Origin of the sequence: Tabrizicola sp. (genome assembly GCF_041913445.1) — a bacterium.
Classification (GTDB): Bacteria; Pseudomonadota; Alphaproteobacteria; order Rhodobacterales; family Rhodobacteraceae; genus Tabrizicola.
Genome location: NZ_JAYSFG010000002.1, coordinates 1 through 21,764, shown reverse-complemented (window position 1 = coordinate 21,764; position 21,764 = coordinate 1). Strand labels below are relative to the sequence as shown.

The 21,764-nt window shown below is 67.6% G+C and carries 23 protein-coding genes; 6 read left to right on the top strand and 17 right to left on the bottom strand.

Translation table 11 applies throughout. From position 1 onward, the window contains the following. The first annotated feature begins 238 nt into the window (after positions 1 to 238). The gene (nrdR, locus tag ACE3Q6_RS02375) at positions 239 to 706 is read left to right on the top strand and encodes a transcriptional regulator NrdR (RefSeq protein ID WP_295073644.1); all 468 of its coding nucleotides are present in this window, start codon (positions 239 to 241) and stop codon (positions 704 to 706) included. Between the two features lie 26 nt (positions 707 to 732). Continuing rightward, entirely contained in the window at positions 733 to 1,803 is a 1,071-nt protein-coding gene (ribD, locus tag ACE3Q6_RS02370; protein WP_374428829.1) for a bifunctional diaminohydroxyphosphoribosylaminopyrimidine deaminase/5-amino-6-(5-phosphoribosylamino)uracil reductase RibD, read from the top strand. Here the strand turns inward: ribD and ACE3Q6_RS02365 are convergent. The 14 genes from ACE3Q6_RS02365 to ACE3Q6_RS02300 all read right to left on the bottom strand — a co-directional run bounded on the left by ACE3Q6_RS02365 (position 1,779) and on the right by ACE3Q6_RS02300 (position 14,552). Beyond that, positions 1,779 to 2,387, bottom strand: a complete 609-nt coding sequence (locus tag ACE3Q6_RS02365) for a hypothetical protein (RefSeq protein WP_374427780.1) — start codon at positions 2,385 to 2,387, stop codon at positions 1,779 to 1,781. The two genes, ribD and ACE3Q6_RS02365, sit on opposite strands and share 25 nt — an antisense overlap. A gap of 111 nt (positions 2,388 to 2,498) precedes the next feature. Next, complete coding sequence (gene dxs, locus ACE3Q6_RS02360) at positions 2,499 to 4,439, bottom strand: 1-deoxy-D-xylulose-5-phosphate synthase (protein WP_374427775.1); 1,941 nt, start codon at positions 4,437 to 4,439, stop codon at positions 2,499 to 2,501. A gap of 175 nt (positions 4,440 to 4,614) precedes the next feature. Next, positions 4,615 to 4,839 (bottom strand): RC-LH1 core complex protein PufX, encoded by a 225-nt coding sequence (pufX, locus tag ACE3Q6_RS02355; RefSeq protein ID WP_374427772.1) that lies wholly within the window; start codon positions 4,837 to 4,839, stop codon positions 4,615 to 4,617. Positions 4,840 to 4,849: 10 nt separating this feature from the next. After that, positions 4,850 to 5,773: a photosynthetic reaction center subunit M gene (gene pufM / locus ACE3Q6_RS02350; RefSeq protein ID WP_374427769.1), complete on the bottom strand. Its 924-nt coding sequence runs from the start codon at positions 5,771 to 5,773 to the stop codon at positions 4,850 to 4,852. Beyond that, a complete protein-coding gene (pufL, locus tag ACE3Q6_RS02345; protein ID WP_374427766.1) occupies positions 5,766 to 6,614 on the bottom strand; it encodes a photosynthetic reaction center subunit L in 849 nt (282 codons plus the stop codon). The genes pufM and pufL overlap by 8 nt, the downstream gene beginning before the upstream one ends. A gap of 131 nt (positions 6,615 to 6,745) precedes the next feature. Further along, the gene (pufA, locus tag ACE3Q6_RS02340) at positions 6,746 to 6,934 is read right to left on the bottom strand and encodes a light-harvesting antenna LH1, alpha subunit (protein ID WP_374427763.1); all 189 of its coding nucleotides are present in this window, start codon (positions 6,932 to 6,934) and stop codon (positions 6,746 to 6,748) included. 13 nt (positions 6,935 to 6,947) lie between these two features. Next, positions 6,948 to 7,097, bottom strand: a complete 150-nt coding sequence (pufB, locus tag ACE3Q6_RS02335; RefSeq protein WP_374427761.1) for a light-harvesting antenna LH1, beta subunit — start codon at positions 7,095 to 7,097, stop codon at positions 6,948 to 6,950. A gap of 165 nt (positions 7,098 to 7,262) precedes the next feature. Beyond that, the gene (gene pufQ, locus ACE3Q6_RS02330; RefSeq protein ID WP_374427758.1) at positions 7,263 to 7,496 is read right to left on the bottom strand and encodes a cytochrome PufQ; all 234 of its coding nucleotides are present in this window, start codon (positions 7,494 to 7,496) and stop codon (positions 7,263 to 7,265) included. After that, positions 7,493 to 8,971, bottom strand: a complete 1,479-nt coding sequence (bchZ, locus tag ACE3Q6_RS02325) for a chlorophyllide a reductase subunit Z (protein WP_374427755.1) — start codon at positions 8,969 to 8,971, stop codon at positions 7,493 to 7,495. Before bchZ ends, pufQ begins: the two co-directional genes overlap by 4 nt. Then, positions 8,971 to 10,413: a chlorophyllide a reductase subunit Y gene (gene bchY / locus ACE3Q6_RS02320; RefSeq protein WP_374428827.1), complete on the bottom strand. Its 1,443-nt coding sequence runs from the start codon at positions 10,411 to 10,413 to the stop codon at positions 8,971 to 8,973. Before bchY ends, bchZ begins: the two co-directional genes overlap by 1 nt. Positions 10,414 to 10,521: 108 nt before the next feature. Then, positions 10,522 to 11,523, bottom strand: coding sequence for a chlorophyllide a reductase iron protein subunit X (locus ACE3Q6_RS02315; protein ID WP_374427747.1), 1,002 nt, complete (start codon positions 11,521 to 11,523; stop codon positions 10,522 to 10,524). Beyond that, the gene (gene bchC, locus ACE3Q6_RS02310; protein WP_374428825.1) at positions 11,520 to 12,455 is read right to left on the bottom strand and encodes a chlorophyll synthesis pathway protein BchC; all 936 of its coding nucleotides are present in this window, start codon (positions 12,453 to 12,455) and stop codon (positions 11,520 to 11,522) included. Before bchC ends, ACE3Q6_RS02315 begins: the two co-directional genes overlap by 4 nt. Before the next feature lie 127 nt (positions 12,456 to 12,582). After that, complete coding sequence (locus ACE3Q6_RS02305; RefSeq protein ID WP_374427738.1) at positions 12,583 to 13,692, bottom strand: methyltransferase; 1,110 nt, start codon at positions 13,690 to 13,692, stop codon at positions 12,583 to 12,585. Next, the gene (locus ACE3Q6_RS02300; RefSeq protein ID WP_374427729.1) at positions 13,689 to 14,552 is read right to left on the bottom strand and encodes a polyprenyl synthetase family protein; all 864 of its coding nucleotides are present in this window, start codon (positions 14,550 to 14,552) and stop codon (positions 13,689 to 13,691) included. The genes ACE3Q6_RS02305 and ACE3Q6_RS02300 overlap by 4 nt, the downstream gene beginning before the upstream one ends. Positions 14,553 to 14,658: 106 nt before the next feature. Between ACE3Q6_RS02300 and crtD the strand changes: the two genes are divergently transcribed. Further along, entirely contained in the window at positions 14,659 to 16,224 is a 1,566-nt protein-coding gene (gene crtD / locus ACE3Q6_RS02295; RefSeq protein WP_374427720.1) for a 1-hydroxycarotenoid 3,4-desaturase CrtD, read from the top strand. After that, positions 16,221 to 17,054: a carotenoid 1,2-hydratase gene (gene crtC, locus ACE3Q6_RS02290; protein WP_374427712.1), complete on the top strand. Its 834-nt coding sequence runs from the start codon at positions 16,221 to 16,223 to the stop codon at positions 17,052 to 17,054. The genes crtD and crtC overlap by 4 nt, the downstream gene beginning before the upstream one ends. A gap of 44 nt (positions 17,055 to 17,098) precedes the next feature. On the opposite strand, the gene ACE3Q6_RS02285 is transcribed toward crtC, so the two are convergent. From ACE3Q6_RS02285 to ACE3Q6_RS02275, 3 genes are read right to left on the bottom strand one after another with little or no spacing between them, the layout of a single operon-like run. Next, a complete protein-coding gene (locus tag ACE3Q6_RS02285) occupies positions 17,099 to 17,587 on the bottom strand; it encodes a TspO/MBR family protein (protein WP_374427704.1) in 489 nt (162 codons plus the stop codon). Positions 17,588 to 17,642: 55 nt separating this feature from the next. After that, positions 17,643 to 18,653, bottom strand: a complete 1,011-nt coding sequence (gene crtB / locus ACE3Q6_RS02280) for a 15-cis-phytoene synthase (RefSeq protein WP_374427696.1) — start codon at positions 18,651 to 18,653, stop codon at positions 17,643 to 17,645. Next, the gene (locus ACE3Q6_RS02275) at positions 18,650 to 20,230 is read right to left on the bottom strand and encodes a phytoene desaturase (RefSeq protein WP_374427689.1); all 1,581 of its coding nucleotides are present in this window, start codon (positions 20,228 to 20,230) and stop codon (positions 18,650 to 18,652) included. Before ACE3Q6_RS02275 ends, crtB begins: the two co-directional genes overlap by 4 nt. A gap of 133 nt (positions 20,231 to 20,363) precedes the next feature. Between ACE3Q6_RS02275 and crtA the strand changes: the two genes are divergently transcribed. Together crtA and ACE3Q6_RS02265 are read left to right on the top strand one after the other, a co-directional pair. Then, positions 20,364 to 21,086 (top strand): spheroidene monooxygenase, encoded by a 723-nt coding sequence (crtA, locus tag ACE3Q6_RS02270; protein ID WP_374428823.1) that lies wholly within the window; start codon positions 20,364 to 20,366, stop codon positions 21,084 to 21,086. Further along, positions 21,083 to 21,764, top strand: a 682-nt coding sequence (locus ACE3Q6_RS02265; protein WP_374427680.1) for an ATP-binding protein, incomplete at its 3' end; no start/stop codon positions are given. The genes crtA and ACE3Q6_RS02265, both read left to right, overlap by 4 nt.

Genomic DNA, 21,764 nt, shown 5'->3' with positions numbered 1-21,764 from the left:
GTCCCCTGCCCTGTCGGGCCCGTCACCCCGCGGCCCCCTGTTCCGCAGCCATCTATGCATCCGCACGAGCACCGTTCAAGCCATGCCTGAGTCCTGCCCGCCACAGTGCTGGCCCCATATTCTGGGCCACAAATATATGCCTTCCCCAAATCAATGCCCCTCTCCTATAGTCAGTGGGGGAAACCGGGGAACACACCCGGCCTTGAGGCAGGTATAACCATAAGCAAGGAGGGGGCCGATGCGCTGCCCATTCTGCGGCAACATCGACACGCAAGTGAAGGATTCGCGGCCGGCGGAGGATCACGTCTCGATCCGCCGTCGCCGTTTCTGTCCGGCCTGCGGCGGTCGGTTCACCACCTATGAACGCGTCCAGCTGCGCGATCTCGTGGTCATCAAATCCTCGGGCAAGCGCGAGGATTTCGACCGCGCCAAGCTGGAACGGTCGATCCGCATCGCGATGCAGAAGCGTCCGATCGACCCGGAACGTATCGACCAGATGATCAGCGGCATCGTGCGGCGGCTGGAAAGCCTGGGCGACACGGATATTCCGTCCAAGACCATCGGCGAGATCGTGATGGAAAGCCTGGCGCGGATCGACACCGTCGCCTACGTGCGCTTTGCCAGCGTCTACAAGAACTTCCAGACGGCGGACGACTTCGACGGCTTCGTCTCCGAACTTCGGCCCGGCGCCGCCCAGGAAGAGTGACGCCGACCCTCCAGGACCCGGTCCACATGGCCCATGCCCTGCGCCTTGCGGCGCGGGGCCTTGGCAATGTCTGGCCCAACCCGGCGGTGGGCTGCGTCCTGGTGCGCGACGGCCTTGTGGTCGGACGCGGCTGGACCCAACCCGGCGGGCGGCCCCATGCCGAGGTGCGCGCCCTTTTGCAGGCGGGGGCATCCGCGCGCGGCGCCACGGCCTATGTCACGCTGGAACCCTGCGCCCACCACGGCCAGACCCCGCCTTGCGCCGAGGCGCTGATCGGTGCCGGGGTCGCCCGCGTGGTGACGGCGCTGACCGACCCCGACCCCCGCGTCTCCGGCAGGGGGCACCAGATGTTGCGCGAGGCCGGGATCGCGGTGACCGAGGGGGTCCTGGCCAAGGAAGCCACCCTGATGAACGCCGGTTTCCTCAAGCGGGTCACCCGCGGCCTGCCCTTCGTGACGCTGAAGCTTGCCGCCTCGCTGGACGGTCGCATCGCCACGGCGAGCGGGGAATCGCGCTGGATCACCGGTCCGCTCTCGCGCCGGAAGGTGCACGCGCTGCGGATGTCGCATGACGCGGTCATGGTGGGCTCGGGCACCGCGGTCGCCGACGACCCCGATCTGACCGTCCGCGACCTTGGTGCGCGCCATCAGCCCGTCCGCATCGTGCTGGACCGTCTGCTCCGCCACGATCCGGACAGCCGCCTTGGACGGACGGCGGGGGCCAGTCCGGTCTGGCTCGTCCACGGCCCGGCTGCAGCGGACCGGCGCAAGGCCGCCTGGACGGCCACCGGTGCAAGCCTGATCGAGGTTCCCGAGACGACCGACGGCCTTGACCTCGCGGCGGCCCTGTCGGCCCTGGCACAGCGCGGGATCACCCGCGTCCTCAGCGAAGGTGGCGGGAGCGTGGCGGCATCCCTGGTCGCGGGCGGGCTGGCCGACGAGCTTGCGCTCTTTTCCGGCGGCCTCCTGATCGGGGCGGACGGCCGCCCTGCCCTGGGCAACCTGGGGCTGGACCTTCTGTCCAAGGCACCCCGGCCCGTCCTGCGGGAAACCGAGACGTTGGGACCGGACCTCTACTCCCGCTGGTCGCTGGCCTGACTCTGCTGGGGGATGTCTTCGGGATCAAGCACGGGCGGAACCTCTTCCCCCGCCAGAACCAGTTCCACCGTTTCGGCGACGGCGGTCTGGCATTTGTTGCAGACCTCGTAGACCACTGCCGACGGGTGCCTTTCGCCGATGTCGTCGCAACTGGTCCAGTCCTGCGCTCCGCCGAAGCGGACATCGCCGCAAAAGCTGCATTTGCAGTCCTTCGCGTTCGGGTCATAGTGCCAGATGTTCAGCGGCGGCGAGAAGTGCCAGGCGTCCTTCAGGTCATGGACCATCAGCGCCCGCGCATCCTTCATCGGCTGGATGGTCAACTGGTAGGATCGCGCCATGCTGGGCGAATCGCAGCGGTACTGCACCCGCAGCGGGCGCTTCGTCGACAGCACGGTCTCGATCAGTTGCGCAGTCAGCCGGCGGGTTTCGTCCCCCGCGATATGGGCCATCAGGGACGTCGAAAGCACATGGTTTGCAAGGGCATGTTGCGCCGCGTTCTGCAGGGCGAACTCATCCCATTCCCCGCCGACCCAAAGCAGCCGGAACTCGCTGTCTACAACGGCGTAGACCTGCTGGAACTTCACTGCTGCCGACCTCCCAAGCGCCTTCCGTCGGGGACCATAGCATGGTCTGCACGGAATGGTGCGAGAAGTTTACACTTCTGCAGCTTTTTTGCACCCCTCGATTGAGGTGTGTCAGCGCAACCTGACAACCTGCGCGGTCGCCGCCTGGGACAGTGTGCTGCGCGCCATGGCGGCGATGTCCTCGGCGGCAAGGCCTGCCCAGGCATACATCTGCGCCGGGCTTGCCTGGTCGATGAAGCGGTCGGGCAGCGTCATCGTGCGCACCGGCGCTCCTCGGTCCAGCTGTCCCGTCATCGCGAGGTGGTGCAGCACCAGCGCCCCGAAGCCGCCGGTCGAGCCTTGCTCCAGCGTGATCAGGCTTCGGTGCGTGCGGTAGAGCTGGTCGATAAGCGCGGTATCCAGGGGCTTGGCAAAGCGCGCGTCCGCGACCGTGGCCGAGATCCCGGAGGCCTTCAGGATGGTCGCGGCGGCCAGCGCCTCGGACAGTTGCGCGCCGAAGGACAGGATCGCGACGTCGGTGCCCTCGCAAAGGACCCTGCCCTTGCCGATCTCCAGCGGATGGCCGCGTTCCGGCAGGGGAACACCCATCCCCTCGCCGCGCGGATAGCGCAGCGCGATGGGTCCGCCGTCATGCGCGACCGCCGTGGCGATCATGTGGACAAGGTCGGCCTCGTCCCCGGCGGCCATCACGGTCATGTTCGGTAGGTTCGCCAGGAACATGACGTCGAAGGCCCCGGCATGGGTCGCGCCGTCCTGACCGACCAGGCCCGCCCGGTCGATGGCAAAGCGCACCGGCAGGTTCTGCAGGGCGACGTCATGCACGATCTGGTCATAGCCGCGCTGCAGGAAGCTGGAATAGATCGCGCAGAAGGGACGCATCCCCCCCGCCGCAAGACCGGCGGCGAAGGTCACCCCATGCTGCTCGGCGATGCCCACGTCGAAGACCCGGGCCGGAAACCGCTTCTGCATCACGTCAAGGCCGGTGCCCCCCGGCATCGCCGCCGTGATCGCCACGATCCGCGGGTCGCGGGCGGCTTCCTCGGTCAGGGTCTGCCCGAAGACCGCCGTGTAGTTCGGTGCATTGGCAGGCGTCTTGTGCTGCTTTCCCGTCGCGATGTCGAACTTCGCAACCCCGTGGTACTTGTCGTCCGCCCCTTCCGCCGGGCCATAGCCGCAGCCTTTCTTCGTGACGACATGCAGAAGGACCGGCCCCTCGGCATGGCTCCGCATCGAGCGCAGCGCGTGCAGCAGCATCGGCACGTCATGCCCGTTGACCGGCCCGAGATAGGAAAAGCCCAGCTTCTCGAACAGCGTGATCCCGCCCGGCCGGTCGCTGACCAGCTCGCGTGCCCGCCGCGCGCCTTCGCGGATCGGGAAGGGCAGATGATCCTCCAGCCCCTCGGCGATGGCCTTCAGGGTCGCCAGCGGTCCGACCCTCGCGATGGAATTCAGGTAGGTCTGCATCGCCCCCACGGGCGGAGCGATGGACATGTCATTGTCATTCAGCACGACGAAAAGCCGCTTGCCCAGGTGGCCCGCGTGGTTCATCGCCTCATAGGCCATGCCGGCCGTGATGGCACCGTCGCCGATCACCGCGACCGTGTCGCCCACGGGCTGGCCCAGCTCGCGTGCCATGGCAAAGCCCAGCGCCGCCGAGATCGAGGTCGAGGAATGCGCCGCCCCGAAGGGATCATAGTCGCTTTCCGACCGCTTGGTGAACCCGCTCAGACCCTCGGCCTGGCGCAGGGTCAGCATCCGGTCTCGCCGCCCGGTCAGGATCTTGTGCGGATAGCACTGGTGGCCCACATCCCAGATCAGCTTGTCGCGCGGCGTGTCGAAGACGGCGTGCAGGGCGACGGTCAGCTCGACCACGCCCAGCGAGGACCCGAGGTGCCCGCCGGTCTGGCTGACGACCTCGATGACCTCGCGCCGCAACTCGTCGGCCAGTTGTGGCAGGTCGTGATCCGGCAGCGCCCGCAGATCGGCAGGGCTGGCCACGCGGTCAAGCATCGGTTTGGGGGAAAGCGGCGACATGGAACCGGGCGCGGTCATGGTTTGCTCCTTTCGGGCAAAAGGTGCCGTGTGGGGTTGGCCACACGGCACAAGTGCCTGTCGTCCGACAGGAAGGGAACCGGGGCCCGGAGGTCCCGACATCCGGACCCGTGGGAGGATCCGGATCGGCAAGACGCGGGCCGCGGGGGCTTCGAACCCCGCGGCCCGCGCAAGGTCACACGATGTCCGCCGTCAGCACCGGCGCTTCAAGCGCGGCCATCGGGTCGGGCGTCTGGCGGCTTTCCTCCGGCAAAAGGAGGCCGACCAGGTAGATCGCCCAGACGAACAGCACGATGGCGATCAGGAAGGCAGCGGCGTAGGCGGCACCCTTCAGCATCTGCCCCAGGCTCCAGAAGACGAGGCTGGTCTGCTTGGTTTCCGAGAAATAGTCGTTCGGCATTTCGACCTCCTTAGTCGAGCGGCGCGTAGCCGTGCTCCTGAGCCCAGACGTACCAGTTGTCGACGACCGTGCCCGTAAGCAGGATGCCGATGCCGCCGGTCAGCGTGACCAGCACCGCAAACCACCAGGCCCAGCGGTGGATCCCTTCCATCGTCGCGTTGAACCCCATGGTCCAGCGCCAGAAGAGAGCCGCCCGTTCGGACGCGGTGCCACGGTCGGCGATCTGCTCAAGCTCCCGGTCGCCGCCAAAGCGGCTGACGGCCAGGATCGTCGCCCCGTGCATCGCGAAGAGAAGCGCCGACCCGTAAAGGAAGACGATGCTCAAGGCGTGGAAGGGGTTGTAGAACAGGTTGCCGTATTGCAGCGAGAAGTTGTTCGTCCAGTCGAGGTGGCTGAAGATGCCGTAGGGCACGGCGTGCGACCAGGACCCCATCAGGATCGGCCGGAAGAGGCCCAGCACCAGGAAGAGCCAGATCGCGGAAGCGAAGGCCCAGCTTACGTGCTTGCCCATACCCAGCGCCTGGGCGCGCAGGTAGGTGCGGACCCACCAGGCGCAGACGCTGACCAGCAGGAAGAAGCTGGCGATGATCCAGACCCCCCCCTCGGCCAGGGGCGCGAAGCCCAGGCCGTATTCCTCGGCCGGGGGTTCCAGGCTGAACCAGAAGAGGTCGCGCAGGAACACGGCCGGGTTGTAGCCCGCCAGGTTCCAGTACCACAGGCCCACCGTGACGAACCAAGCGACGCCGGCGATCAGCGAGATGACCCCCATCGTGCCCAGGTAGACAGGCCCGAGTTGCGCGTTGCCCAGCCAGCCGGCAAGGTTCGAGAAGCTCGCCCCCGTCGTGCGGTTCGACAGCTCGACCTCTTCGGTCATGCCCATTTCGGGGGCGCCGCGCACCTGAACCTGCGTGAAGATGTTCTGATACTCAGCCATTTACGCCTCCCTCGATCCCAGCCCACCAGGGCAGTTGCAGCCACCAGTCCCACCAGACGACCCACTGGTCGAACCAGATCGTGCCCGAGATGACGATGCAGACCGCCGACCAGAACCCGGCGTTCAGCGCGAGAAGCAGGCCCAGTCGGTGGATGCCAAGCGTGCCGACGGAATAGCCGATGAGGTCCCGGAAGTAGGTGTCCTCGTGGTCCGGCGTCCGCATTTCCTTCCCCTTCTCGGGGTTGGCCGCCGACAGGATCAGCGCCCCGTGCAGGGCAAGCGCCAGCGCGTTGGTGAAGAAGAAGCTCACCGCGATCATGTGCGCCGGGTTGTAGTGGAAGTTGCCGTAGGTGTAGCCGGTGTTCGACACCCAATCGAGGTGCGTCCAGATCCCGTAGGGGAAGGCATAGCCCCAGGCCCCCATGAGGACCGGGCGGATCACCACCAGGGTGATGTAGGCGAAGATCGCGACGCCGAAGGCGAAGGGCACATGGAAGCCCATGCCAAGCTTGCGGCAGATTTCGACCTCGCGCAGAGCCCAGGACACGAAGGCCCCGATCGCGCAGATCGTGACGATCTGCCAGATTCCGCCCTCGCGCAGGGGCGCCATTGCCAGTCCCGCCTCGACGGGCGGCGGATTGATCGAGATCAGCCAGGGGTTCCAGGTTCCCTGCAGCACCGCCCCGTACAGGATCAGCATGGTGCCAAGCGCCGCAAAGAAGAAGGTCAGGACCCCGAAGAACCCGACGTAGAAGGGGCCGACCCAGAAGTCGAATAGGTTGCCCCCGATCAGCGTGCCTCCGGGCACGCGGTATTTCCGTTCGAAGCTGAGCAGTGCCATGCTTCCCTCTCGTTTTCTTCCGGTCACGGCCGCCGTCGGGCGCAGGCGGTGGACCTGCCGGATGTGTCTATGGCGTCAGGTTGTCAGGGGCGGCGGGCCTGGGCTTCGCCGCCCCCAACGGTAGGCATGACCTATTCGCTGGCAGGAGCTTCGGCCGCGACGTAGCCATGCTTGGCGGCCGCGATGTCGAACCAGTTGTAGGCAGGCGTGCTGAGCAGCACGAGGTGGATCATGGCGGCCAGGAGGAACAGGAACACGCCCTGTGCCACGAAGACGCGACGAGGATCGAAGATGAGCCAGATCTTGTAGAATTTGGACATTTATCGTTCCTCCTCAGAACCACGGGCGCCAGATGAACACCGCCAGATGAGCGATCACGGCGATGACCGTGAACAGCCAAAGCCCGCTCATGTAGACGGAGTGCAGTTCTTGCGCCTGCTCGTCGGTGAGACCTGTGAAACTCAGGTCGGATTTATCAGCCATTCTATCCTCCGGATTGGCAGACTGACGCCGCATCCCCTGCGGCTGGGTACACGGGGCAGCGGAGTGCTGCACCGTTGTTTCCGGAAAGGCCGGGTTTCCCCGCCCTCCCCGAAGGCTTCACCGGACGGGCGGGCGCACCGCGTCGGTCATAGGCTCCGGCCCTTTTCAGGGGCGGAAGATCGAGGGCGTGATCTCCTCGGCATCGCGCAGCGCGCGTGCGAGGGGACCTTCCGCCGGAAGGCTCATGTGCCGCAGGGTCGAGATCAGCCAGACCAGGCACTGCACCGGCAGCGCGAGGATCAGGATCAGCGCGAAATAGGTCGCGTATTCGGCCTTCGGCGTGCGCTTGTGATGCGCCGTCTTCAGCTGAACATGGCTGATGTAGCTCTGGTCGCTCATGCTTTCTCTCCCCTTTCAGACCCTTGGGCGTTGCCGCCGGCCAGGGTCTCGACAAATTCCAGGACGACACGTTCGGCCCCTTGGTCGAGCGCGGTCTTTTCGGCCGCATCGCGCAGGGTGCGCGCGGCGGAAATGCGGGTCAGCACCGGGTGCTGCTGCAGGATGCGGTCGAGCGCCAGCTGCGCGTCGGCATCCCAGGGCATGTCGCGGCGCAGGGTCGTGGGCGTGGACGCCGCACTGTCCATGTCGCTGCCAAGGGGCAGGATGTGGAAGAGCGCGTCGAAAAGGCCGTTGCAAACCTCCTGCAACAGGTAGACCGCGCCGGCATAGCCCATGAACGGCGTCCCCGTGGCGCGACGGATCGCGGCGCCCGGGAAGCTTGCCGGAATGAAGCTGGGCGCAGGCCCATGCCCGCCCTTCAGCTCGGCCAGGTAGATCTTCTCGTTGATCGACCCCATCACGATCAGCGGCCGGTGCTGCTTCATCAGCGCGCGGACGCCTTCGTTGTTGGTCTTCTGACCCGCCAGCCGCGGCACCGCGAAGGCGCAGGGCAGGCCAAGGTCTTCCTCCAGATACTTGCGGATGCCCCGCGTATAGGTCTCGTTCGCGACGATGGCGAAGCTTGCCGTGGCAAAGAAGTCCTGCGTGACGGAGCGCCACAGGTCCCACAGGGGCTTCAGCGTCGAATGCTTTTCCTGCGCGATGAACGGCTCGGGGTCGAGCCCCAGCATCTCGCCCAGCGTCCGCAGGAACAGGGTCGTCGATTCAAGCCCGATGGGCGCCTGCAGATAGGGCTTGCCCAGACACTCGGCCAGACCCCGCCCGAACTCGCGGTACATCACCACGTTGGCGTCGGCATTCACGAGGTTCCGCATCTCGGCCAGGTGCGCGCCCAAGGGCATCACCATGTTGATCTCGGCCCCGATGCCTTCGACCAACCGCCGGATCTCGGCCAGGTCCGAGGGCATGTTGAACGTGCCGTACATCGGCCCCAGGATATTGACCCGCGGCTTCGCGCCTTCGGCACGCGGGGTTTCCGGAGGCATCCGCCCCTTGGTCATCCCGAATTCGGTGAAGATCCAGGTCATCGCGCGATCCGCGCACTGCCACTGGTCCTCGTCGATGGTCCGCGGCAGGAAGCGCTGGATGTTCGTCCCTTGGGGCGTGACCCCGCCCCCGATCATCTCGGCAATCGACCCCGTGACCACCACCGCCGGCAGCGCCGGGTCCAGCGTCTTCCACGCCCGCGCCATCGAGCCTTCGGTGCCCGAGGTCATCTCGCCCTCGCCCAGCCCCGTCACCACGATGGGCAACTCATGCGGCGGCAGCGCGTCGGTGTAGTGCAGGACGGACGTCACCGGCAGGTTCTCGCACCCCACTGGGCCGTCGATGACGACCTGCAGGCCCTTGACGGCGCAGAAGGCATAGATCGCCCCCCAGTAGCCGCCCGCCCGGTCATGATCCTGCACCAGCATCAGATCATCTCCTCGGCCTTGGCAGCCTTGGCGGCCTTGTCGAGTTTCTTCTGATGGATCGCCCGGAAGTCCGGCCGCAGGTTCGGCGCGCCTTCCCAGATGCCCGAGGTATCGCCCGAGCCGACCCCTTCGAAGAAGGCCTTCATCCCCTCCATCCGGGTCTTGTTGCCCATCGCGGCGTTCACCACCTGAGCCAAAGACCCCGCCCCAGCTGGTCCCATCAGGGGCCGCGCCGAGATCAGATTTGTGAAGTAAAGCGAGGGGATAGCCTTTTCCTTGGCCTTCTGCACGACCGGAGTGGTCCCGACCGCCAGGTCCGGCTTGAACGCCTCCATCGCGGCCAGGTCATCCTCCAGGCTGGCGCGGTACTTCACCACACAGCCCCTGGCCTCCAGCCACTCGCGGTCGGCTTGCGACCATTCGTTCTTTGCGCAGGCCGTGCCGACATAGGGCACCTCGGCCCCGCTCTCGATCAGCAGGCGGGCCACCAACAGCTCGCTGCCCTCATAGCCCGACAGCGTGATCCGCCCCTTGATCGGGTTCGCCGCCAGCGCGCCCTTGATCGCCGGACCAAAGGCATTCTGCGCCGCCGCCACCTGCCCGGCCGAGACGCCATAGGCATCGCCAATCGCCGCCAGCCACGCCATCGTCCCGTCATGCCCCACCGGGGCCGAGCCGACGATCTTGCGCCCCGCCGCCTGGAACTCGCGGATCGCCGCCGTGTAGAACGGATGGATCGCCGCCACGACGCCTGAATCCAGCGCCGCATAAAGCTCACGCCATTCGCGGCACGGCACCACCGGCCCCGCCGCCAAGCCCATCGGGGCCAGCATCGCGCCGATCATCATCGGGTCGGCGGGGAACATCTCGCCCAGCAGCGTGACCGTCGGACGGTCGCTACGACCAGCCGCAGGGGCCGCCACAGGACCAGCCTCGATCTCCGACCGCGCATAGGCGAGCATCGCCCCTGCGAGGACATCCTTCGCCTCGGCATGGGTCGGAACGCCAAACCCCGGGACGTCGATCCCTATGATCCGCACCCCGTTGATCTCGTTCGGCAAAAGCCGCAGCGGCACGCCCGAGGCGGTCGGCACGCAGAGGTTCGTCACCACCACCGCGTCGTAGCGGTCCGGATCCGCCAGCTCATGCACCGCATCGCGGATGTCCTCGAAGAGCTTGCCGGTCACCAGCGTTTCCGAGTTGAACGGCACATAGCCGACCGACCGCCGCGCCCCGTAGAAGTGGCTCACGAAGGACAGCCCATAGACGCAGCAGGCCGACCCCGACAGCACCGTCGCCACCCGCCGCATCCTCAGCCCCACGCGAAGCGAGCCGAAGGCCGGGCACATCGACTGCGGCTTGTCATGCGGCCCCTGCGGATAGTCCGCCGCGTAACGGTCCAGCACCTCGGAATTCCCCGCCGCCCGCGCAGCCTCGGCCATCTCTGCACCAGAGTGGCAGCCAAGTCCGTCGATGGGGGCGGAAGAAGAGGTCACTTGCGACCCTCCCGCGCCTTCAGCGCCGCTTCGATCTGGGCCAGGGCGTCGAGGTCAAACATTGTCGTAGACCACTTCCAGGCTGGGTTTCACGGCGGCAAAGGCACCGCGCATGTCGGCGTCCGAGGCAGGCTCCAGCACGAAGTTCGATCCCGTCGTCTCGGCATCGAAGAGGCCCAGAAGCCCGTCCTGCGTCAGCGGCTTCGGCCGCAGCGGCGGGGCATCGGCAACGGCGTTCGCCAGGATCTCGAACAAGGGACCCCACTGCGTCGCATTGCTGCCAACGATCTGATAATTGGCCGATTTCCGCCGCAGGTCGTCATCCGCCGGGATGCTGGCGAGCACGGGAATGTTCACCGCCTTGGCAAAGGCCGCAGCCTCGCCCGTGCCGTCATCCTTGTTGATGACCAGCCCCGCGACGCCGACATTCCCGCCGAGCTTGCGGAAGTATTCCACCGCCGAGCAGACGTTGTTCGCGACATAGAGCGACTGGAGGTCGTTCGACCCGACCACGATCACCTTCTGCGCCATGTCCCGCGCGATGGGCAGACCGAACCCGCCACAGACCACGTCGCCCAGGAAGTCCAGAAGCACATAGTCGAAGTCCCAGTCGTGGAACCCCAGCTTCTCCAGAAGCTCAAACCCGTGGATGATCCCCCGGCCCCCGCAGCCGCGACCGACCTCCGGCCCACCCAGCTCCATCGCGAAGACCCCGCCCCGCTTGAAGCAGACGTCGCCGATCTTCACCTCTTCCCCCGCCAGCTTCTTGCGGGTCGAGGTTTCGATGATCGTCGGGCACGCCTTGCCGCCGAAGAGCAGAGAGGTTGTATCCGACTTCGGATCGCAGCCGATGAGCAGCACGCGCTTGCCCATCTCGGCCATCATGTGGCTCAGGTTCGCCAGCGTGAACGACTTCCCGATCCCGCCCTTGCCATAGATCGCGATGATCTGCGTCTTCTTCGACGGCGGGTCCTGGGGGATTTCCAGCGAGGGCTCGACCGCAGCCTCATCCCGCAGGCGGGCGTCGAAATCCTTCAGATTGGGAACTTCGGTCATGCAGAGGCACTCCAATCCAGGATCATTTTCAGGCAGTTGGCGTCGGTGAAGGCGGTCTCGTAAGCCGCCCCGGCATCGCTAGCGGCGGCGCGGTGGGTGATCAGCCCGGCCAGCGACAACCGGCCCTCGTCCAGCAGGCGACGCGTGGCATCGAGGTCCGCGGGCTGCCATTCGGCGGCGACGCGGAGCCGCAGCTCCTTCATGAAGGCGGGCGGGAAGGCGAAGCTGATGGCCTCGGTGTAGAAGCCGCACAGGACGATCTCGCCGCCCTTGGCGAGGCGCGGAACCAAGGTATCCAGCAGGCCCGAAGCCCCCGATGCGTCGAAGATCACCTTGTAGTCGCGGCGCGGATCATTCTCCGGCGCGACGACGTCATAGCCTTCGGCGCCCTGGCGGCGCGTGACGTCGATCTCCCACACCGTCGGAGCGGCGCCCATCGCAACAGTGATCCGGGCGAGCAGGCGGCCCAAAGTTCCGTGGCCGATGATCAGGTCCGGCAGCGCCCCACCCGCCAGCGCATGATAGGCCGTCGCGGTCAGCGCCAGCAGCGCACCTTCCGCGCCGTAGCCACCGTCCAGCTTCGCCACCCGGGCGGCGGGCGTCACCAGCAGGCCCGCGGCCCCGCCGAACAGCCCGCGCACGCCGCCTTTATAGCAGTTGGTCCCCGGCACGAAGACATGGTCGCCGACCGCAAGGCCCGTCTCGCCACAGGTCTCCACCACCTCGCCAAAGGCTTCGTAGCCCGGGACCAGCGGATAGCCCATGCCCGGGAAGGGCGGCATCGTGCCCTGCCAGAACAGCTTTTCCGTCCCCGTGGAAATCCCCGAATGCCGAACCTTCACCACCACATCGCCCAGGGCCGGAGCCTTGAGTCCTACCTGTCCCAGATGCAGGGAGCGGGGGCCGGAGAGGATGACGGCATGGGTGTCCACGTGTTCGGCCTTCTGAATCGGCACGGTTCCCGCGCCTTATGTAAGTCTAGACTGACAGTTTAGGATGTCAAACTAAATGGACACTTTTTCGGCATTAGGCGGAACAAACGGCAAAAGGAACGCGTTGTTATCCTCGCGCCGCGGTCACGGCCGAGGTGACATAGGGCCGATCGCCCGCCCTTGGCCGCACATCGCTGAAACCGGTTGCACGGAGAAGGCCCCCGATCTCGGCCGCCGACCGCGTCCGCCCCGTCCGCATCGCCAGCGTGTAGATGGCGAAATACACGTCCGTCGTCGGATCGGGCCGATCGCCGCCCGACATGGGTTCCGAGACCAGGATCATCCCGCCCGGCGGCAAGGTGGCGTGGACCTTGGCCAGAAGCGCCGCGACCGTCGCGTCGTCGTGGTCATACAGCACCCGGATGAGGCTTATCGTATCAGCGCCCTGAGGCAGCGGATCGCTGCGGAAGCTGCCGGGATGCAGGCTCAGCCGGTCGCGCAAGCCCACAGGCACCCCGGCCAGCACCGCGGGCATGTCGAAAAGGGACAGCTTCAGCCCGGGATGAGCCTTGCCGACCTCGGCCAGGAAGGCCCCCGTGCCACCGCCCACATCCAAGAGATGCCGCCGCTTCGAGAGGTCCACCAGCCGCAGCGTATCTTCGGCCACCAGCACCTGGCTTTCCGCCATCAGGCGGCTGTACCGCGCGGCCAAGGCAGCATCCTCTTGCGCGAGCGTGCCGAAGACATAAGGCCAGAACCCGGCCAGCTCCGTCTCGGTCTGTCCCCGAAAAAACGCAAGCGGATCAGACAGATCGCGGTAAAGCACATGGTGATGCCGCACCATCGGCTCCAGCCCCGGCACGCTCAGGAAGGCCGCCCCGCGCGGGGCGAGGTGCCAACGGCCCCCACGCTCGGCCAACAGCTTCAGCGCCGCCCCGGCGCGCAGAAGCACGACCAGAGGTGCGGGAGGAATCGCGCAATGCCGCGACAGCTCGTCCGTCGTCTTCGGACCCGAGGCGAGGACATGCAGTACCCTTCCCTCGACCAGCGCCACCAGCGCCTGGCTCTGGACGAAGCCCGAGAGGATCGAGAACAACTCCGCCCCCTCGGCCCGTGCCTTCCAGCGCAGGCCGGGGATGCGGGATGCCAGCTTGTGGAACCGGGGCGACAGCGCCAACCGCGTGAGGAACCCCAGCGCCTCGGGCCGCGCGGGCGGCGGGCGCGGCTCGGCGTTCATCTGGTGGTCTCGGGCAGGACGGTCATCTTGCGGGCATAGGCGGTGACGAGGTTCGCCAGCATCGCCTCACCCGGACAGGACGGAATCGAGGCAATCGCCCCCGCCAGGATGTCCTTCATATGCGCCATCGCGCCGTCGACGCCCATCTGCGCCACGGCATTGGGCCGCAGGTGCGCCGCATCCTGCCCCGCCGGCTTTCCGGTCTGGTCACTGGTAAGCAACGCATCCTTCAGATCGTCCGCCACCTGGAAGGCCGCGCCGATCCGGTCGCCCAACTCACCCCAAGGCTCCGCCTCCTGCCCCGCCGCGACGGCCCCCATCTGGGTCGCCGCAACGAACAAGGCTGCCGTCTTTGCCCGGTGATAGGCCGCAAGGTCGACCTTCGACTCGCTCTCCCAGGCCTGCCCTGCGCAGATCCCGAACGGGGCCCCCGTATGCCGCGCAAGCGCCCCGGTCAGCGCCAAGGCCCGGTCCGGCGCGACGTGGCCCGCCCGCGCAAGCACTTCAAAAGCCAGCACAATCAGGCTGTCCCCCGCCAGCACCGCCAGCGGTTCGGAAAACGCCCGGTGCAGCGTGGGCTTCCCCCGACGCAGGTCCGCATCGTCAAACGCGGGCAGGTCGTCATGGACAAGCGACGCGCAATGCATCAGCTCCAGCGCCACTGCCGCCGCCGTCGCGATCTCGGGCCGGTCGTCGCCGCAGGCCGTTGCCACCGCCAGAAGGATCGTCGGCCGGATCCGCGCCCCGCCCGGAAACACCGCATAGGGGATCGCCGCCGACAGCTTCGGCGGAGCGTCCTTGCGGTTCAGGGGCACCAGGCTTTCGTGCAGGGCCTTCTCGATACGGTCGGCGAACGGCATGGGCGCACTCCTGAGGCCTGTCGATTCAGTTTGGCATTACGACCCGCATGTGTAAACTTGAATTTACACTGTGTTGTCATCCAAAGCTGACAAGAGGCCGCCCGCGATGCCCTCCGCCGACCTCAAAGGCCAACCCCGCGCCGTGGTGATCGGCGCCGGGATGGGGGGCCTCGCCGCCGCGATCCGGCTCGCCGCCGGGGGCTGCCGTGTGACCGTGGTGGAAAGCGCCAACGCGCCCGGCGGCAAGGCCCGCGCCCGCGCGACCGAGGCGGGCCCCGCCGCCATGGGCCCAACGGTCCTCACCCTGAAATCCGAAGTCGACGCCCTCTTCACGCTCTGCGGCACCACCACCGAGGCCGAGGTCCAGGTGACCCGCCTCCCCCGCCTCGCCCGCCATTGGTGGCCGGATTCAGGCCCCCTCGACCTCCACCCCGACGCCGAGGCCAACATCGCCGCCATCCGCGCCTTCGCCGGGGACCGTGAGGCACTGGGCTTCGCCCGCTTCGACACCGCGGCCCGTGCACTCTACCAAGCCTTCGAACACCCCGTGATGCGCGCGGCCAAACCCGACCTGTCGGCCATCGCCCGCACCACCCTCCGTCAGCCCAAACTCTGGCCCGCGCTCCTCCCCGGCATGACCCTTGACCGCTGGCTGAAGCAGTTCTTCCACGACCCCCGCCTCCGCCAGCTCTTCGGACGCTACGCCACCTATGTCGGCGGCCGCCCCGCCCACACCCCCGCCGTCCTGTCGCTCGTCTGGCAGGCCGAGGCCCAGGGGGTCTGGGCCGTCACCGACGGCATCCAGGCCCTCGCCGCCGCCCTCGCCCGCGCCGCAGAAACCCTGGGCGTCCGCTTCCATTACGCCACGCAGGCCCGCCGCATCACCCGCCAGTCCGGCCGTGTCAGCCTGGTGGAGACCGACCAGGGCCACCACCCGGCCGACATCGTCGTCTTCAACGGCGACCCCCGCGCGTTGACCGACGGCCTCCTCGGCGAGGCCGCCCAGACCGCGCTGAAGCCCCCCGGCAAACCCAGCCTCTCCGCCTGGGTCTGGTCCTTCGCGGCCACCGCCGAAGGCCCCAAAGCCGCGGACCTCCTCCACCACAACCTCTTCTTCACCGCCGACCCCCAGGCCGAATTCGGCCCCATCGGCCAGGGCCGCATGCCCGAAAGCCCCACCCTCTACCTCAACGCCCAGGACCGTGAGCTGGGAACAACACCCCAGACCGAACGCTTCCAGATCATCCTGAACGCCCCCGCGAACCGCCCCGACCACCCGAACGAGGACCCATCATGCCACGACTGCACCTTCCCCGCCTTGGCACGGATGGGCCTGACCTTCTCGCCCCCGCCGGGACCGGAGGCCCTAACCCGACCGAAGGACCTGGCGCACCGGTTCCCGGCCTCCCAAGGGGCGATCTATGGCGCCTCGCCCGAGGGGGCGCTGGCGGCGTTCCAGCGGCCGGTGGCGCGGACGGGCCTGCCGGGGCTCTACCTCGCGGGGGGCGGGGTGCATCCGGGGGCGGGGGTGCCGATGGCTCTCCTCTCCGGCAAGCAGGCCGCCTTACAGGCGCTGATGGACCTGACTTCTCGCTCCCCGTCGGGCCGGACGGTTACGCCTGGTGGTATGTCGACGGCATCTCCGAGGACGGCACAAAAGCCGTCTCGGTGATCGCCTTCATCGGCTCGGTCTTCTCGCCCTGGTACAAATGGTCCGGCCGCCGCGAGCCGCAGAACCACTGCTGTCTCAACGTCGTGACCTCGGGCCTGAACGGCCGCTTCACCATGACCGACCGGGGGCGGCAAGCGCTTAAGCAGTCCCCCGACCGCCTGGAGATCGGACCCTCCAACGTCACCTGGACCGGCCGCCAACTCATCATCGAGGTCAACGAATGGGGCGCGCCCCCGATGGTGACGCCGGTCAGGGGCCGCATCACCCTCACCCCCCGCGCCGTCACGGAAACCGAAGTCTGGCTCACCCCCGACGGAGCCCATCTCTGGCGCCCCTTCGCCCCCATCGCCGACATCGAGGTCGACCTGACCCAAGGCCACACGTGGAAAGGTCACGGCTACTTCGACGCCAACTTCGGTACCCGCGCGCTGGAGACGGACTTCGCCTTCTGGACCTGGGGCCGCTACCCCCTCAAGGACCGCGCCATGTGCTTCTACGACGCCGAACTCCGCGACGGCCGGCACTTCGACCTTGCGGTGGAAATCACGCCGGACGGCCAGGTCCGCGAGACCACCGCCCCGCCCCGAACCCGGTTCAAACGCAACCCCTGGGCCGTGCGCCGCGAAACCCGCGCCGATCCCGGCACCATGCCCCGCCCGCACCTGTCGCTGCTGGAAGCCCCTTTCTACTCACGTGCTTTGGTCGAGACGACAATCGACGGGGAAAGGACCATCGGGATGCACGAGGCGCTGGACCTCACCCGCTTCCGCCAGCCGCTTCTGAAACCGATGCTCGCCTTCCGCGTCCCCCGACGCGCGCGCTGGCCCTAAGAGCCTTCCCTCCCCCTTGGTGGGGAGGGGACGGGGGTGGGGGCTTACACAGCCACCGGGCCCTTGGCCTGCTCGGGGTTCAGCGTCATCACCGACCAGTTCAGCGCCCCGGCCACCGTGACCCAGGTCAGGTAGGGCACGAACAAAAGCCCTGCCACCCAGTCCACGCGCCAGAAGGCCACCAGCGTCGCCGCCACCGCCAGCCACAACAGCGCCAGCACCAGCATCCCCGCCCGCATCTTCCGCAACCCGAAGAAGACCGGGGTCCACAGGCAGTTGAGCCCCATCTGCAAGGTATACAGCGCCAGCGCCATCCCCACCGCAGGGTTCACCCCCGCCTGCCGCGCGACACGTTCGCCCGCAAGGGACATGCAGATATAAAGCGTCGTCCAGGCCACCGGGAACAGCCAGTCCGGCGGCGTCCAGCTGGGCTTCCTGAGCGCCCGGTACCACTCACCCGGCGAAAACATCGCCCCCGTGGCAGCGGCAGGCCCGCAGGCCAGAAGAAACACTAGAAATACCCAGATATCCATGACGCGATCCTACCGATGTGACCCCGGAAACGCCAGCGCTTGCGTCGAGGTTCCGTCAGCCCGCAGCGCCACTCCGGTCGCGCGCCTCGAGTTGCGCCAGGATCTGCAGCAATGTCTCCGACCGCTGCGGCCTTGGCGCGCGCTGACCGGCCGCCTCGACAAGGAAGGCCGTCGCGGGGTCGGGACGGGCATGAAGCACCGCCGGTTGCGGCAGGACATGGGTCAGGGCCGAGGCCCCTAGCGCGCGGGCCATCAGCACCAGCTTCTGCCCCCGGCTGGTCCGGGCCCGCCGCGTCACGCTGTCATGACCCGCCCGCGCCACCTCGGCCCCGATCGCCGCATAGATGTGTCGCGCCGCCGCGATCCCCAACCGGCAATCCGCGGGCAGTGAGGACACGCCGGCCGATGCCCGCCGGTAAAGATCCTCCGCCACGTCCAGAAGCCGTCGCACCACCCCCGCCAGCGCGTCCGAAGGCCGCGGGTTCGCCAGGAATGCCTCCGCCTCGATCCCGGCCTCCGACAGCCAGTCCACCGGCAGGAACAGCCGCCCCGCCCGCGCATCCTCGCCCACGTCGCGCGCGATGTTCGTCAACTGCATCGCCAGCCCCAGGTCCGCCGCCCGCGCCAGCGCATCCGGGTCGCGCACCCGCATCAGCACGCACATCATCACGCCAACGCTCGACGCCACCCGCGCGCTATATCCATGCAACTCCGACAGCGTGTCATACCGCCGCCCCATCGCATCCCAGGCCAACCCCTCCAACAACGCATCCGGCAGCGCGCGCGGCATGTCGAAGTCCTGCACCACCGCCGCAAAGGCCCGGTCCGAGGGCCGCTGTTCCGGCCGCCCCGCATAAATCAGGTCCAACCGCTCCCGCAGCCGCAAGACCGCATGGGCCTTGTCCTGCACTTCGTCCACATCATCATCGGCCACCCGGCAGAAGGCATAAAGCGCCAAGGCCGGGTCCCGCACCCGTGCCGGGAGCAGCCGCGAGGCCGCATGAAACGACAGGCTCCCCGTGCGGATCATCGCCCGGCAGGCCGCCATGTCCTCCGCCGGGATCATTCCGCCGCCATCCGCATCGGCACCACCGCCCGCACGGGAGCATCCGGCACCAGCGTCGCCAGGACCTCCGCCGTCCCGATAACCCCCGGCACCCCGGCCCCCGGATGCGTCCCCGCCCCCGCGAGGTACAGCCCCGGCAGCTCCTCCGACACATTGTGTGGCCGGAACCAGGCCGATTGCAGGATACGCGGCTCCAAGGAGAACCCCGCCCCATGCGGCGAGAGATACCGGTCGCGGAACGTCTCGGGCGTGAATACCAGGCTCTCCGTCACCCGCGAGGACAACCCCGGCAAAAGCCGCTCTTCCAGCACCTTCAGCATCTTCTGCCGGTAGGGTTCGGCCTCAACCGCCCAGTCCACCCCGTTCTTGTGCCCCAGATGCGGCACCGGCGACAGGACATAGAAGGTATCATCCCCATCGGGCGCAACGGACGGGTCCGTCACCGAGGGCCGGTGGACATAAAGACTCATGTCCTCCGCCAGCACACCCGTCTGGAAAATGTCCCGGATATGCTCCCGATACCGCGGCCCCACGACGATGGAATGATGCCCGGCCCCCGGCCACATCCCCTTCGTCCCCTTGGTGCCAAAGTACCAGACGAACAGACTCATCGACCAGCGCGACCGCATCAGCTTCGGCGCCGTCCACCGCTTGGCCGGCTGCTTCCGCAGAAGCCGCGTATAGGTCGTCGCCGGGTCCGCGTTCGACACCACCACCTCGGCCGGCAGCACCCGCCCATCGGACAGCTTCACCCCCGAGGCCCGGCCCTGCGAGACGAGCACTTCGTCTGCCTCGACGCCTTGCAGGACGAACCCGCCCTGACCTTTGACCACTGCAGACATCGCCTCGGCAATCGCCTGCACGCCGCCCATCGCGTAGTGCACCCCGAAGGCCCGCTCCAGGTGGCTCACCAGCGCATACATCGACGTCACATGGAACGGATCGCCCCCGATGAACAGCGGATGGAACGACAGCGCGAACCGCAGCCGCTCATCCTTCACCCGCCGCGCCGCGTGGGCATAGACCGACCGGTCCGCCCGCATCATCGCGAACTTGGGCAGCACCTTCACCAGGTCCATGAACCGATGCATCGACCGCCGCCCCAGATCCTCGAACCCGAACCAGTAGCGCGCCTCGGCATCCTTCAGGAACTTGCGGAACCCCGGCAGATCCCCCGGCGAGAGCCGAGCCACCTCGGCCTCCATCCGCGCATCCCCCGGGCCCATTGTAAAGCTTGACCCGTCCTGCCAGAGGATCTTGTAGTAGGGGTCCATCGGGACCAGCCGCACGTCCCGGTCGAAGTCCCGTCCGCACACCGCCCAGAGCTCCCGCAGCGTCTGCGGCACCGTCACGATGGTCGGTCCCAGATCGAACCGATGCCCTCCTTGCGTGATCGAAGATCCCCGTCCGCCCGGCCGGTCCAGCCGGTCCACCACCGTGACCTGCCAGCCCTTCGCGCCCAGCCGCATGGCCGAGGCAAGGCCGCCAAGCCCCGCGCCGATCACCACGGCCCGGCCCTCGCCGCCCCGCGCAGACGGCAGGCTGTCAACCTGCCCCAACCTTGGATGCTGTGTCATTCTCACAGCCTATACTGTCTACCCAGATTTACAACTTGGGTTTTATGCCACAGGAAATAAGGCTGTTTTGACTTCCCACCCGCTGCATTAAGTGTAATCTTGTCCTGACACCCGCGCCCGGGAGGACCGACTCATTTCCGTTGCCACGCTCAGCCTCTTCCGCTTCTCGTCCCCCATGAGCCGGCTCTGGGTGATCGGGCAGATGGCGCTTGCGCGGCCGCGGCACCTCTGGACCGGCGCGCGCTTCGTGAAACTCTGCGGCTCGGGCACGGGCGAAGGCTTCACCCCGAAACCCAACTGGTCGGTCTGGGCGATCTTCGCCGTTTGGCCCGACATTGACCGCGCCCGCGACCATATCGCCCACCATCCGATCCTCACCCGCTGGCGCAATCACGCCGCGGAAAACTGGACCGTGTTCCTGCAACCCTTCTCCGCCCGAGGCTCCTGGGCCGGGGTCAACCCGCTCACCGACACCACCGACGCGCAGTCGCGCCAAGGACCCATCGCCGCCCTGACCCGCGCCACGGTCAAACCCCAGCACGCGCCCTCCTTCTGGAAGCGCGTCCCCGACATCTCCTCCCGCATCGGGTCGGACACGAACGTCCTCTTCAAGATCGGCATCGGAGAGGTTCCCCTCCTCCACCAGGTCACCTTCTCGATCTGGCCCGACGCCGCCCGCATGGCCGAATTCGCCCGCCACATGGGCCCCCACGCCGCCGCGATGAAGGCCGCCCGCGACAACGGCTGGTTCTCCGAAGAACTCTACGCCCGCTTCCATGTCCTTGAAACCCAAGGCAAATGGAACGGAGCCGACCCCCTGGCAGACGCCTGGACCACAGAAAGGCACGCCGCATGACCGCGCTTCACCGCCAGAAGGCCCCCGCCCAGGCCGCCACCGGCAAGCCGCCTTTCCCCTTCACCGCCATCGTCGGCCAGGACGACATGCGCCTCGCCATGGTCCTCACCGCCATCGACCCGATGATCGGCGGCGTCCTCGTGTTCGGAGACCGCGGCACCGGCAAATCCACCGCCGTCCGCGGCCTCGCCGCGCTCCTCCCTCCCATCCGCGCCGTCGCCTCCTGCCCGGTCAACAGCGCCTCGCCAGACCAATGCCCCGCCTGGGCGCAGATCCCGGACGCCACCGTCATCGACAAGCCGACCCCCGTCGTCGACCTCCCCCTCGGCGTGTCCGAGGACCGCGTCACCGGCGCCCTCGACGTCGAACGCGCCATCGCGGCAGGCGTCAAGGCCTTCGAACCCGGCCTCCTCGCCCGCGCCAACCGCGGCTACCTCTACATCGACGAGGTCAACCTCCTCGAAGACCACATCGTCGACCTCCTCCTCGACGTCGCCCAATCCGGTGAGAACGTGGTCGAACGCGACGGCCTCTCCATCCGCCACCCCGCCCGCTTCGTTCTGGTGGGCTCCGGCAACCCCGAGGAAGGCGACCTCCGCCCCCAGCTTCTCGACCGCTTCGGCCTCTCCGTCGAAGTCCGCTCCCCCCGCGACATCGGCACCCGCGTCGAGGTGGTGC